General features: G+C 38.0%; 8 protein-coding genes. All 8 read right to left on the bottom strand.

Annotated features, from left to right (window positions below):
- Positions 1-17 precede the first annotated feature (17 nt).
- On the bottom strand, positions 18-1,274 hold the full coding sequence (locus tag V4P54_RS00615) for a glutamate-5-semialdehyde dehydrogenase (protein WP_455477235.1): 1,257 nt from the start codon (positions 1,272-1,274) through the stop codon (positions 18-20).
- A 48-nt stretch (positions 1,275-1,322) separates the two neighbouring features.
- Positions 1,323-2,462, bottom strand: coding sequence for a glutamate 5-kinase (proB, locus tag V4P54_RS00610; RefSeq protein WP_455477234.1), 1,140 nt, complete (start codon positions 2,460-2,462; stop codon positions 1,323-1,325).
- Between the two features lie 14 nt (positions 2,463-2,476).
- The gene (gene obgE / locus V4P54_RS00605) at positions 2,477-3,493 is read right to left on the bottom strand and encodes a GTPase ObgE (protein WP_455477233.1); all 1,017 of its coding nucleotides are present in this window, start codon (positions 3,491-3,493) and stop codon (positions 2,477-2,479) included.
- Positions 3,494-3,615: 122 nt separating this feature from the next.
- Positions 3,616-4,341: an RlmE family RNA methyltransferase gene (locus V4P54_RS00600; RefSeq protein ID WP_455477232.1), complete on the bottom strand. Its 726-nt coding sequence runs from the start codon at positions 4,339-4,341 to the stop codon at positions 3,616-3,618.
- A 49-nt stretch (positions 4,342-4,390) separates the two neighbouring features.
- A complete protein-coding gene (locus tag V4P54_RS00595) occupies positions 4,391-5,449 on the bottom strand; it encodes a Ppx/GppA phosphatase family protein (protein ID WP_455477638.1) in 1,059 nt (352 codons plus the stop codon).
- Between the two features lie 490 nt (positions 5,450-5,939).
- The gene (locus V4P54_RS00590) at positions 5,940-6,527 is read right to left on the bottom strand and encodes an invasion associated locus B family protein (RefSeq protein WP_455477231.1); all 588 of its coding nucleotides are present in this window, start codon (positions 6,525-6,527) and stop codon (positions 5,940-5,942) included.
- Between the two features lie 17 nt (positions 6,528-6,544).
- Positions 6,545-10,753: a YadA-like family protein gene (locus V4P54_RS00585; RefSeq protein ID WP_455477230.1), complete on the bottom strand. Its 4,209-nt coding sequence runs from the start codon at positions 10,751-10,753 to the stop codon at positions 6,545-6,547.
- 625 nt (positions 10,754-11,378) lie between these two features.
- Positions 11,379-13,730, bottom strand: coding sequence for a YadA-like family protein (locus tag V4P54_RS00580; protein ID WP_455477229.1), 2,352 nt, complete (start codon positions 13,728-13,730; stop codon positions 11,379-11,381).
- Between the last annotated feature and the right edge of the window lie 496 nt (positions 13,731-14,226).

Here is a 14,226-nt window from a genome sequence, read left to right as displayed (position 1 = left end):
TTGAGAAAATAGATTTTTCAAGGCCTAACCTGCCCACTTCCCTTTACATGGTACTGAAATGATGTCAGCTGCTCCACACCTATGGGACCTCGTGCGTGCATTCTTCCCGTTGCAATACCAATTTCTGCTCCAAAACCAAATTCACCTCCATCAGCAAATTGCGTAGATGCATTATGAAGCAAAATAGCTGAATCTAAACGATCAAAAAATATCTTCGCCATCTCCATATCCTCAGCAATAATTGATTCAGTATGTCCTGATGAATAACGTTTAATATGCTCAATGGCTCCCTCAATACCATCGACAGTTTTTACAGAAAGAATTGCATCAAGATACTCATGTGACCAATCTTCTTCAGATGCTAATTTAGCATGTGGTACAAGAAAAATGATATCTTCTGTTGCACGAATTTCACACCCATTTTTCTGTAAAGCAGTCAAAACAGGAAGAAATTTTTTTAGTGCTTTGCGATCAATTAAAACCGTCTCAACAGCTCCACATACGCTTGGTCGCCGCAACTTTGCATTAACAACAATATCACGTGCCATATTTAAATCTGCTGACCGATCAATATAAATATGGCAGAGCCCCTCCAAATGCGCAAAAGTTGGAACACGTGCATCAGACTGAACACGTGCAACAAGGTTCTTCCCTCCACGAGGTATAATAACATCAATTGCTCCACCCAGCCCCCTGAGCATCTCTCCAACGGCATCCCGGTCTGTTGTTTTAACGAGCTGAATAGCATATTCAGGAAAAGCAGCCTTACTTAATCCTTTTACTAATGCTGAGTGCAAAGCCCGTGCAGAATAAAAACTATCTGAACCGCTACGCAAAATTGCTGCATTTCCAGCTTTTAAGCATAAAACTCCTGCATCAATTGTAACATTTGGTCGGCTCTCATAAATAACTCCAATTACACCAAGAGGTGTGCACACACGGCTTATGTGCAACCCATTTGGACGCATCCATTCACTTATGACTTTTCCAACAGGATCAGGTAAACAAGCAATTTTGCGGACATTATCTATTATTGCACGCAATCGTAATTTATCTAATTTGAGACGATCAATCATCGCTGCTCTTAAATTATTCTGAATAGCATTCTCTAAATCCTTACGATTGGCATATAAAATCTCATCAAATTGAGATTCTAAACTCAAAGCTATCATTTCTAATGCTTGATTCTTTTGTTCAGTAGAAACAGATGCAAGCACTGAAGCAGCGTTACGCGCCATGTTTCCCATGTCTTTCATTTGTTTTTCTAAAGTCATACAATCATCCATCACAAGAGAAAAATAAGAAAATACAAGATAATTTTTCTAAATAAAATCGCTCAAGCAGCGTAAAACCATATCATTACGATGCACTACAGAAGAGCGCGCTGCATATCCGAGGATAAATTCAATTTCTTCGCTTTTACGTCCCATAATACGAACGATTTCATCTTTGCTATAATTCACAAGTCCACGCGCAATTTCAATCCCATTTTCATCAACAATTGCAACTGTATCTCCACGATTAAATCTTCCCTTAATCGCAATAACTCCAGCAGATAACAATGATTTTCCAGATTCAAGGGCTTTCACTGCCCCCCGATCAATAATTAAGATACCTGATGGACCTAAATGACCAGAAATCCAAGTCTTCCAAGCATTTACAGGTTTTTCGCTAGCTGCAAAAAAACTGCTACGTTCTCCCCTGTCAATTGCCAAAAGAGGATTTATACGCTTACCCGATGCAATAACCATAGCTGTTCCAGCAGAATTTGCTATTTTTCCCGCATCAAGTTTGGTCTTCATGCCTCCTCGTGAAAAATCTGAAGAAGAATCATCGGCCATTTTTTCAATATCTCCTGTAATTGATGCAACAAAAGGAATAAATTCAGCTGTTGGATCACGATTAGGAGATTTTGTATAAAGACCATCGATATCTGATAAAAGTACCAAAAGATCAGATCCCATCATTGTTGCTACACGTGCTGCCAAACGGTCATTATCACCGTAGCGAATTTCACTTGTTGCAACAGTATCATTTTCATTGATAACGGGTACTACTCCAAAACGCAAAAGAACGTTAATCGTAGCTCGTGCATTGAGATAACGTCGCCGTTCCTCCGTATCAAACAAAGTAAGCAAAATCTGAGCAGTTTTTAATCCATATCTAGCAAGCGCATCCCCATACGTTTTAGCCAACTCAATTTGTCCTAAAGCAGCACACGCCTGACTCTCTTCTAACTTCAAAGTCCCCCTAGGAAGGCTTAGCAATGTTCTTCCTAACGCAACAGCACCTGAAGATACTAATAAAACCTCAACACCTTTTTGATGCAACCACGCAATATCACTTACTAAACTATTGAGCCATTCAGTTCTTAATCCTGTTTTGGAATCAACCAAAAGAGCTGATCCAACTTTAACCACAATGCGTTTGTAGTGTGCGAGTTTCTGTAGTCCAGTAGCCATATCAATCAATCACCCTACCATCCCTTATGGATATCTTCCTTACGTGCCATTTCGATGATATGCGCACCAGCTCGCAGCACATTCTCTAAACCTTCATGACTAACGGCAGAAAACATCATAACAGATTTTCCTGTAACCTTTTGCAAACTTTTTTGTTTAGCTTCACGCTCCTCAACGGAGAGAGTGTCTATCTGACTTAAGGCTACAATTTCAACTTTGTCACTCAGATTATGTCCGTATGCCTTGAGTTCGTTCCGGACTATCTGGTACGCTTGTGCAACATCTTCTTCTTGAGCAGAAACCAAATGGAACAAAACACGACAACGTTCCACGTGCCCTAAAAAGCGATCCCCAATACCAATACCTTCGTGTGCTCCCTCAATTAAACCTGGAATATCAGCTAAAACAAACTCGCGAGAATCAATACGTACAACACCAAGATAAGGATGTAGAGTGGTAAAAGGATAAGATGCAATTTTTGGTTTTGCAGCTGTTACTGATGCTAAAAAAGTTGACTTCCCAGCATTTGGCAAACCAATAAGTCCTCCATCAGCAATCAATTTTAAACGTAACCACAGTGTACGTTCCTCTCCAGCTAACCCTGGATTCGCATGACGAGGCGCACGATTCGTGGATGTCGTAAAATGCAAATTCCCAAAACCACCATTTCCCCCTTTTGCAAGACGGTAACGTTGTCCAATCTCAGTTAAATCACAAATTAGTGTTACATTATCTTCTTCAAAAATTTGCGTTCCAACGGGCACTTTGAGAATGATATCATCACCCTTTTCACCAGTCATATTACGCCCTTTTCCATGACCTCCCGTCTTTGCTCTAAAATGCTGCTGATAACGATAATCAATCAATGTGTTGAGACCATCAACAACAAAAGCCCAAACATCACCACCACGTCCCCCATTGCCCCCATCAGGCCCCCCAAATTCTATAAATTTTTCACGACGAAATGATACTGCACCAGCCCCTCCGTTACCAGAACGAATATAAATTTTAGCCTGATCAAGAAATTTCATAAAACACTCACTAAGGAATCAAACCCTTCAACCTCTACAGGTCATACATTAATTTTGACAATTTTTATCATCTACAAAAACACACACAATATTACCAAATTACCAATAAAAACAAAGAAATATCACTGTACCGCTGCTCTTCCCTTAAATTCGAGAGCTAGAAGATATAACTCTGCTGATTCTGTACGACTTGCAGGCGGTTTAACGTGACGTACTGTTCTAAAATTCTGCTTTAATGCAATAAGAAGATTATTTTCTGCTCCTCCCTGAAAAGCTTTCGCTAAAAAATGTCCCTTAGGCTTAAGAACAGAAAGAGCAAAATCGGCAGCAGCCTCACATAAGTAAATTGTTCTTAAATGATCTGTATGACGATGACCAGTTGTCGGCGCAGCCATATCAGAAAGAATTACATCCGGCTTTTCTCCTAAAGCATCAATTAATTTCTGTCGCGCATCTACATGCAAAAAATCCATTTCCAACATCATAACTCCAGACAATGGATCAACGTGCAGGTAATCGATACCAACAACTTTAGGGTTTTTATCGCTTGATCCTACCATGCAAGCAGCCACTTGACACCATCCACCAGGAGCAGCTCCCAAATCGATAACTTTTTGACCTTTTTTTAAAAACTTATAGCGTTCATTAATTTCAATCAGCTTATAAGCAGCACGCGAGCGGTAACCATCCACTTTTGATTGATGAACATAGGGATCATTTAGATGTCTTTCTAACCATCGCCGTGAAGATGCTTTGATACGCCGAGCTTTTTTCTTTACGCGCTGATATAATTCATGCGACCCTGATCCACCATATCCACCAGTCGTTGTTCTCGTTATTTTTTTCATAATTATTCACATTATCTTCATACTACAGTAAACTGCTATTAGCAGCTTATTAATATTTGGATTCTCTTTCCCTTTTATAGCGACACCAAGCACCATCACGTAACATAAGCTCTATCAAAATTCCATCTCTCAACCCACGATCTGCAACTCTTAGTCGCTTGCTTGGCCAAACTTCTCGAATGATATCTAAAATTGCGCAACCAGCTAAAACTAAACCTGCCCTTTTTCGACCAATACGAAGACTAATTTCTTGTTTTTTTGTATCCCATAACAACAAACGTTTTATCATAAGAGTAATATCTGAATTATTCATCCAGATGCCATCAACTTGATTTCGATCGTAATGCTTTAAGTTAAGATACATTCCCGCTAAAGTTGTAACCGTTCCAGAAGTTCCCAAAAGATGAAATTTCGGACTTTTAGCCAAATCACCTAGTTTATAACGATCCGAAAAATTGTTTAATAAATTACGTACATAGCTTTTCATCTTTTCAAAATTATCTAAGCTGATATCGTTTCTTCCGAAGCGCTCAGCAAGAGTAACAACACCAACAGGAAGAGAGGTCCAAGCTGTAATTTGTTCATCTAAACACAAAGAGCGCTTTTGAGAAACATCAAGAAGTGCAATTTCTGACGATCCGCCTCCAATATCAAATAATACAAACGCATCAGAATCCGGATCAATTAGTGTGCTACATCCCAAAACAGCAAAACGTACCTCTGTTTCTCTGTCAACAATTTTTAATTTAAGGCCAATCTCATCCCAAACACGTTGAATAAAATGCTTACCATTTTTAGCTGAACGGCAAGCCTCCGTCGCAATTAAGCAAGAACGCTTTATATGCCTTTTTTTCAATTTTGAACTACAAATTTTTAATGCTTCAATCGCTCGATCCATAGCTTGTGTATTAAGAAAACCGCTATTTACTAAACCTTCCCCTAATCGTACAACGCGTGAAAAAGCGTCAATGACCCGAAAACATCCTAAATTACTAGGAGACGCAATCAGAAGACGACAATTATTTGTTCCCAAATCAAGTGCTGCATAAAGAGGTGAAGGCTTAGATTTAGAAAATGATGAAGAAAAAGATATGTTCTGATTTCTTATTTTGCACCTACCACTACCTAACCGCAAAACTCACGAGATGATTCCAAACAGCTTAGCACTGATTTATATTTCAAATATCTTTTTCATAATTGCTTCTTTACGTCAAAAGAAATAGAGCGTAACTCATCTATAACAATCCAGAACAAAGACCATTCCGCTAATCGCCAAACATTAGGTGTAACAATGTCGCACCAAACTGCCAATATCAAAAAATATTGTTATTTTTTATCATAGATAATTTTCTTAAAAAGCACTATTAAGATTTTTAAAAAATCTTTTTTACAGTAAACAGGTAGGCACTCTTTGATCTCCGATTATGTATTAAGTAACTCGTGATATCTCGTACTTGTAAAATGTGCTCCAAATTTGACTAAACAATCCCTGTGTTAAACATAAAAACATATACCCATAAATCCCTTAGCAAAATTTGAAAATAAAATGCACTAATCTACGAAATAATAATATTCCTATTGTGAAAAATTTTATAGTTTTATCGCTGTAAAGAATAAAGTGCGGCACTGAGACCTTTAAACGGCACAGTAAAAGAAAATGTTTTTCCTCCTTTAATTTTATAAGAAATGCGTACATTTTTGTTTTGTTCTATTTGTTTGCTAAAAATTGGTCCTACAGGCGATTGTGCTAAACAAACGGTTTTGTTGCACTGTGTATAAGGAATGAGAATAGGCTTTTTAATACCATCGATAAAAATTCTAATAGGAACACTTGTATCAGCTTCTGGTAATGCTCGAAAAAGCATTACCGCTTGACCGCTTTTTGTAGAAACAAGAGACCAACTAAAAATAGTATTATCCTCATGATCATGAACCGTTTGTGTTACATTACATACGCCTTGCCTGAGAGATTGTTTTTCATCACAGATCAAAGTCCAATTATAAAACTGCATAATAACCCGACGTGTTTCACCGGGATCTCCGCTAGGTACAGATAATTTAGGTGGATGCACCGTATAAATACTGCTTTTTTCAGCAGCAAAACTCTCACCCTCGCCTAATAAGACAAGGGAGAAAAAAATATTGAGCAAAATATTTCCATTTTTTCCGATTGTATTAATTTTCATTCTAGATTTTTTCTTTGTCACTTCATTCTCAAGGTAATTCCCCCTCCTATGCCCCAATTACCTCCAGAAGTAGTAATAGATAGATTAGAAAGAACATTACCATCTTCAGATGTATAGCCAGCACCAATAGCAAAAGCTGACTGACCACTCCATAAGCCGCTACCAAATGAAAAGCTTAAAGACCCTGGAACATCATAATAACGTAAATTGGATACTGCCAAACCAATAGCCGCAGCTTGTTTTGCCTCTTTTCGAACATCATCAATCCCATATTTTAACGATTCAAACTGCATATCTGTGTAAATTTTGGCACCGTTAACAGCATTGTTAATGCTCTCATCAGTATATTTCTGCGCATCCTTAAAAACAACATCAATCTGTTCTTTAGTATAGCTATATAACTGACCACCATTAACAGCCTCTTTCGATCCCTCTTCAACACGACCATCAGCAAGATTGTCAATCAATACAGGTTCGCTTTCATTACCACCTGCTAAAGTGATTGTATTGCTTTTTCCTCCATCTTCTCCTCTATCGTAAGCAATAACTCCATCGGTAACAACGTTAACTTGAGTTTCAATACCAGAAAGCTTATGACCAATGTCAGTAACTGTATTAGAGAGAACATCTACCTTATTTTCAATTTCTTCAATCTTATGTCCTCCATTTATAAGTTCCTGTGCATTTTCTAAGATATTGGGATCAATTCCTTTTTCAATAACTTGAACACGATCGCTCAGACTTAACATGCTTTCGCTAAAACCATTAAACGCAGCAAAAACATTCTGATAGCTCTCTTCTTTATGAGTACCATCGGCACCAACAATTTCAAATTTAAAAGTTGGAGCTGTCCATTTCCCATCATCATATTTGGCTCCACCTCCAAAATACGATGCAAGTGTGTTGCTCATCGAGTAAAGCTGTGAACCATTAATCGCATCCGTGGAACCAGATGAAACTGCTCCATCCTTTACACCAGAAACAACGCGTGATTCATCCTTATTATTTGTAACGTCAACGGTATGTCCACCCTCATTTCCACCAACAGAAATAACATTTGTTGATGTATCATGATCAATCATACCATTTCCAGTGACATTCTTGATATCATCGGAAAGCTTATTAATTTTATCAGAAATTTTCTTGTCAAGATTTGTGAAAGAACTTCCAACCCCGCTAAACGCAGAAGCAACATTGTTGTAGCTCTCTTCTTTATGAGTACCATCAGCAGAAATAGTGCTAACTTTAAAAGTTGGAGCTGTCCATTTCCCATCATCATATTTGGCTCCACCTCCAAAATATGACGCAAGCGTACTGCCCATCGAGTAAAGCTGTGAACCATTAATTGCATCCGTGGAACCAGATGAAACTGCTCCATCCTTTACACCAGAAACAACACGCGATTCATCCTTATTATTTGTAACGTCAACGGTATGTCCACCCTCATTTCCACCAACAGAAATAACATTTGTTGATGTATCATGATCAATCATACCATTTCCAGTGACATTCTTGATATCATCGGAAAGCTTGTTAATTTTATCAGAAATTTTCTTGTCAAGATTTGTGAAAGAACTTCCAACCCCGCTAAACGCAGAAGCAACATTGTTGTAGCTCTCTTCTTTATGAGTACCATCGGCAGAAATAGTGCTAACTTTAAAAGTTGGAGCTGTCCATTTCCCATCATCATATTTGGCTCCACCTCCAAAATATGACGCAAGCGTACTGCCCATCGAGTAAAGCTGTGAACCATTAATCGCATCCGTGGAACCAGATGAAACTGCTCCATCCTTTACACCAGAAACAACACGCGATTCATCCTTATTATTTGTAACGTCAACGGTATGTCCACCCTCATTTCCACCAACAGAAATAACATTTGTTGATGTATCATGATCAATCATACCATTTCCAGTGACATTCTTGATATCATCGGAAAGCTTGTTAATTTTATCAGAAATTTTCTTGTCAAGATTTGTGAAAGAACTTCCAACCCCGCTAAACGCAGAAGCAACATTGTTGTAGCTCTCTTCTTTATGAGTACCATCGGCAGAAATAGTGCTAACTTTAAAAGTTGGAGCTGTCCATTTCCCATCATCATATTTGGCTCCACCTCCAAAATATGACGCAAGCGTACTGCCCATCGAGTAAAGCTGTGAACCATTAATCGCATCCGTGGAACCAGATGAAACTGCTCCATCCTTTACACCAGAAACAACACGCGATTCATCCTTATTATTTGTAACGTCAACGGTATGTCCACCCTCATTTCCACCAACAGAAATAACATTTGTTGATGTATCATGATCAATCATACCATTTCCGGTGACATTCTTGATATCATCGGAAAGCTTGTTAATTTTATCAGAAATTTTCTTGTCAAGATTTGTGAAAGAACTTCCAACCCCGCTAAACGCAGAAGCAACATTGTTGTAGCTCTCTTCTTTATGAGTACCATCGGCAGAAATAGTGCTAACTTTAAAAGTTGGAGCTGTCCATTTCCCATCATCATATTTGGCTCCACCTCCAAAATACGATGCAAGTGTGTTGCTCATCGAGTAAAGCTGTGAACCATTAATCGCATCTTTTGAAGAGCCATAAACATCTCCATTCAAGACTTCCGTTATCTTCTTATCACCAGAATTGATGCCAGTAGAAGTTATGTGAACATTCCCAACATCTAAACCAGACTCTGTTAAGCTATTTCCTCCTGTTTTTACACTCTTAAGTGTAATATCATCAGACAAACCAAAAGCTACGTTTGCATTGCCATCACCCTTAGTAATATTAAGGTTTTTATTGGAAACTGAAAAATTCAAACTACTGTCTTTATCAAAAACTACAGGACTCGTAGTGTCTCCATTAATAGTAACCTTCCAGCCACTTGTCGCATACTCTCTTAACTTTTTTAGCTGTGCTACATTCACTGCATCGGTGTCATCGCTACCAGCTGCAACCGATTTAATCTGACGTGTCTTTCCATTCTGATTGTCACCAACACTAACTGCACCTAATGTACTTTTCCATGTAGGAGTAGTGATGTCCTTTATCGCACCATTCGTCAAGGGATCATACCCAACTTGATTAGGCTCTATATCACCTTTATTAACTGCTGAATAGGAACCAATAGCAACACTATTCTCCACTTCTGCTTTGGAAACACGACCAAATGCAAGACTATTGGTACCAACTGCTGATGCAAGGTAGCCTAAAGCGACTGAAGCTTCACCCGCTGATTTTGCAATGGAACCCAATGCAATACTATCTGAACCAGCTGCTGCTGCATAAGCTCCTAGAGCAACAGATGAACTACCTACTGCTTCTGAATTATAACCCAAAGCAAGACCATTTATACCTTTTACTAACGCGTGATGACCTAAGGAAACTGCATTATTTTCTGATGCTTTTGAATTAGAACCTAAGGCAAGACTATGATCACCAGTTGCTGATGCTTCACTACCTAAAACAATTGAAAATTCACCCGCTGCTTCTGAAGCATGGCCAATAGCAAGACTTCCTTTACTACCTGCTGATGCAAGACTACCCAAAGCGATCGAATCTACACCTGCTGCTTCCGATCCAATACCTATTGCAACACTTGCCTTCCCAGCTGCAAGTGCAGAAACACCAAAAGCTTGTGCTCCTCCAGCTCTTGTGGTTGCACCTGCTCCAAATGCTGTTGAATAGTTGCCTATTGCAGAAGCACCACAACCAGTTACAAAAGAATAGAGACCATAAGCTTCAGGTAAAACATTTGTAAAACCACCAGTACTTGCTCCCATATACCCGCCACCTTTGCTGGCACGACCATCGCCGGTCCAGATGGATTGGCTCGTCATAGTGCCATACGGATTATATTTTCCATCATCATACAGTTTCTCATTAAGAAATCTCTCATATTGTTCCTTTGCAGTTATAGCCCCTGTTACATTGTCCGCTTCTGTTTTTTCAGATAACTTACCACGACCATAAACTTTATCTGCACCACAATAATCATCATCACCAGACAAAACCACACTTCCATGACTCCCGTATAAATATGCAACACCAGGAAGATTTGTACTAATTTTATTCGCACCTGTTATAGCGAGATTTGCAGCATAAACAGGAAAGATACTCGATAAAAGTGTAATTAGTGCCGTACCTAATGAAATTGTTTTAGCTGAATGAAGAAGAAAATTCTCTTTCAAATCATTTTCTTTTAAAATAGGATATGATGTTTTCATAATAAGCTCCCCTAACTAATGGATATATTTGAAACATAAAAAAGACACATTTTAGTTTTAATAATGTCATGCAAATGTTTGAGATTCTGAATTATTTTGTGATGGATTAGTGTTTTTGCGAAAAATGTTCAAAATCGACAGAGGCAGAAATACTCTTAGCAAAATAGATGTAAAATAGAGTGCATTTATGCTTTGATTGAGGTTGAGCACATGTTTCTTGATGCTAAAATTTCTTAGCATGGGGGTGTTATGCATATAGAAATTGTGTTCACATCAAGACATCTATATGGCGCTACAGTAGGAATTTCTATTATATGAGAGTCTAAACTGGTATTCCCCTTCTTTGCGATTCAAGTTCTCTTTTCTTTCGGAAAAATTTTCCTCCTTTTTAGAATTTTCCCGTGCTATGGGAAATTAAAATGGAATAGCATCTTGTTATCCGAAATTTTCTACCAAGATATCTCTTCACAGATATGCCACATAATACAGGATTTTTTACAAAAATTATGATCCTATATTGGATAACTTTATATTATGGTTAATTTCATATTAATATCAATAAAGATTTCGCCCTTGTCTTATTAGACAAGGGCAAAAATCCTACAAGATACAATTACTACGACTATTAATTCAATGTTATGCTTAATCCTGCACCAACTCCCCAATAACCTCCAGAAGTAGTCACAGATAAGTTAGAACGAATATTACCATTTTCAGATGTATAACCAGTACCAAGCGCAAGCGCAGTTTGATTGCGCCATAGGCCACTACCAAATGCGATGCTTAATTTTCCGGGTGCATCATTATAACGCAAGTTAGAGACAGCCAATCCAATAGCAGCCGATTGTCTTGCTTCCTTCAGTGTATCTTTGATGCCATAACTTAAATCTTTAAATTTCAAATCTGCATAATACTTAGACCGTTCAACTGCATCGTCAATGGCATCAACAACAAGGTTGCTAACTCGCTTATCTGTATACTGTTTTGCATCGCTAAGAATTAGCTGCATTTGCTGCTCGGTGTAATCATGCATCTGCCCACCATTAACAGCCTCTTTTGATCCACTTTCAATATGACCGTCAGCAAGATTGTCAATCAACACAGGTTCACTTTCATCACCACCTGCTAAAGTAATTTTATTAATTTTTTTTCCATCTCGACTTTCATCATAAGTTACAACTCCATCGGTAATAGTGTTAACTTTATTTTCAATACAAGCAAGCGTATTGCCCATTCCAGCAACTGTATCGGAAAGGTCATCAATCTTCTTTTCAACAACTGTAACATCTTCATCTGTCTTCCAAAGCTGCACACCCTGACCATCAGCTTTATTGACAATCTTTCTCTGCTGACTCTGCTGATTTTCATGAGCTACATAATAGGCTCCCTTTTCACTATCCCAAAGCAAATTAGATTCTCTAAACTCACTAAAATTATCAACACTATTTTTAATCCAATCAAGACGATTTTTTACATCAAGTAAACCGCTATTAATCCCCTCAAACGCATCAGAAACATTGCTATAATTCGTCTTAACGGCTGTACCATCATCATTAAATTTTGTAATTGCTGAAAACTTTGGGAAAATCCAGCTTTGATCCTCATAGCCAGCATCTTTATTGAAAATCTTAGCAAACAAGTTGCTTATAGAATAAAGCTGTCCACCATTAACAGCCTCTTTTGAAAAGCTGATAATTTCTCCATTCAAAACTCCTTTTATCTTTTTATCACCAGCATTAATTCCTTCAATGGTTATACTACTACCACCTGTAATCTTTAAGCCATCTTCAGTTAAACTATTTTTTCCTGCGTTCACACCTTTAAGTATAATGTTATCAGACAAACCAAAAGCTACATTAGCATTGCGGTTGCCTTTAGTAATTTTGAGATTAGTATCTGAAACTGAAAAATTCAAACCACTATCTTTATCAAAAATTATAGGATTCTGAGAATCCCCACTGATAATAACCTTCCAGCCGCCTGCCATATATTCTCTTAATGCTTTCAACTGCGCAACATTCACTGCATCTGTATCAACACTGCCAGCTGCTACCGACTTAATTTGGCGCGTCCTGCCGTTCTCAGCATCACCTATACTAAGCGCACCTAATGTACTTTTCCATATATGCGAAGTGCTCTGCTCACTCCTAAAATGACCATTATCTTCTCTCAAAGTATTTGTTATAGGATCATATCCCTTTTCACCATCATTGGTATTGGACAAAGAATATGCACCTAGAGCAATACCTCCCGTCGCAGTTGCTTTTGAGCGGTAACCTAAAGAAATACTATAATCGCCAAATGCTGATGAAAGACTACTTAAAGCAACTGAAGATTCACCTGCTGCTTCCGATCCCATACCTACTGCAACACTTGCTTTCCCACTTGCAAGTGCAGAAACACCAAAGGCTTGTGCTCCTGCAGATCTTGTAGTTGCACTCATACCAAACGCCGTTGAATGACTTCCTTCTGCATAAGCTCCACAGCCAACAGCAAAAGAATAGACGCCAAAAGCTTCAGGTGGTAAAGAACCATTACTTTCACAATCATAACCGAAGCAATTAGAATCTTTTTCTATCGCTCCCTTAGAATGAGAATATAAAGAATTTTTTTTGCGACGAAATTTCTCATATTGCTCTTCTGTAGTCATCGCACCTATACTACTGCTTGGCTCATTAGACAATTTGCCACGATCGTAAACTTTATCTGCAAAACAACGATCGCCACTGCTGCCAGTCAAAATAATACTTCCCTTACCAACAGAATTAGAAATATTCGCATGATCTGTAGGATCAATAGCCCCCACGCTTCCACTGGCTCTATCTTCTTCTGTAAGAACAGGATCTGCAGCAAAAGCGGAAAAAATACTCAACAAAAGTGCAATTAGTATAATACCCAATGAAACTGTTTTGTCTAAACGAGTAAAATGATTCCCTTTAAGACAATTTTCTTTAAAAATGAAACACGATTTTTTCATAATAAGCTCCCCTAAACTAATGGATATCTTCAAAACATAAAAAAGACACATTTCAGCTTTAAGATTACGCTTACTGGTTTTGTTTATAGCTTTAAGTTTTGTATCGTTTTACTTTTTCACAACGTGCTCTTTAAGGTAGCTCCATAAAGATAGTAAAACTGAAAAACTTGTTTATAAACATAAAAAGAACACGCTTGCGCTCTAGTAAAAAAAGGAACGTCTATAAAAAGATATGAAAGTATTTTAAGTATTAATGTATTTTGTGAGAAATTGGATTGTATAGGAAGGTGCCTATATAATGTTATGGTGGGTGTTTTTTGTTGCTCAAAAAGTCAAAGTTCATAGGCTATTTTCTTCGTAGTGAATTTTTCTTCCTGTATAACGTCAGATATTGTACTTTTCCATGATAGCTAAATTCCCTAATAAAGGCTAGTTGAGTCCCTCTATCTCTTTTACGCTATAAAATATTATATGAAATGGCAAGAAGAAAATAATA

The organism is Bartonella sp. B41, from assembly GCF_053795765.1.
The sequence above is the reverse complement of the archived record's forward strand: the minus strand, read 5'-3'. Positions and strand labels throughout refer to the sequence as shown.

What these genes read in the sequence shown, in the direction of transcription:
- V4P54_RS00615 (WP_455477235.1), bottom strand. Translation starts at nt 1,274, where the DNA reads ATGACTTTAGAAAAACAAATGAAAGACATGGGAAACATGGCGCGTAAC.
- proB (WP_455477234.1), bottom strand. Translation starts at nt 2,462, where the DNA reads ATGGCTACTGGACTACAGAAACTCGCACACTACAAACGCATTGTGGTT.
- obgE (WP_455477233.1), bottom strand. Translation starts at nt 3,493, where the DNA reads ATGAAATTTCTTGATCAGGCTAAAATTTATATTCGTTCTGGTAACGGA.
- V4P54_RS00600 (WP_455477232.1), bottom strand. Translation starts at nt 4,341, where the DNA reads ATGAAAAAAATAACGAGAACAACGACTGGTGGATATGGTGGATCAGGG.
- V4P54_RS00590 (WP_455477231.1), bottom strand. Translation starts at nt 6,527, where the DNA reads ATGAAAATTAATACAATCGGAAAAAATGGAAATATTTTGCTCAATATT.
- V4P54_RS00585 (WP_455477230.1), bottom strand. Translation starts at nt 10,753, where the DNA reads ATGAAAACATCATATCCTATTTTAAAAGAAAATGATTTGAAAGAGAAT.
- V4P54_RS00580 (WP_455477229.1), bottom strand. Translation starts at nt 13,730, where the DNA reads ATGAAAAAATCGTGTTTCATTTTTAAAGAAAATTGTCTTAAAGGGAAT.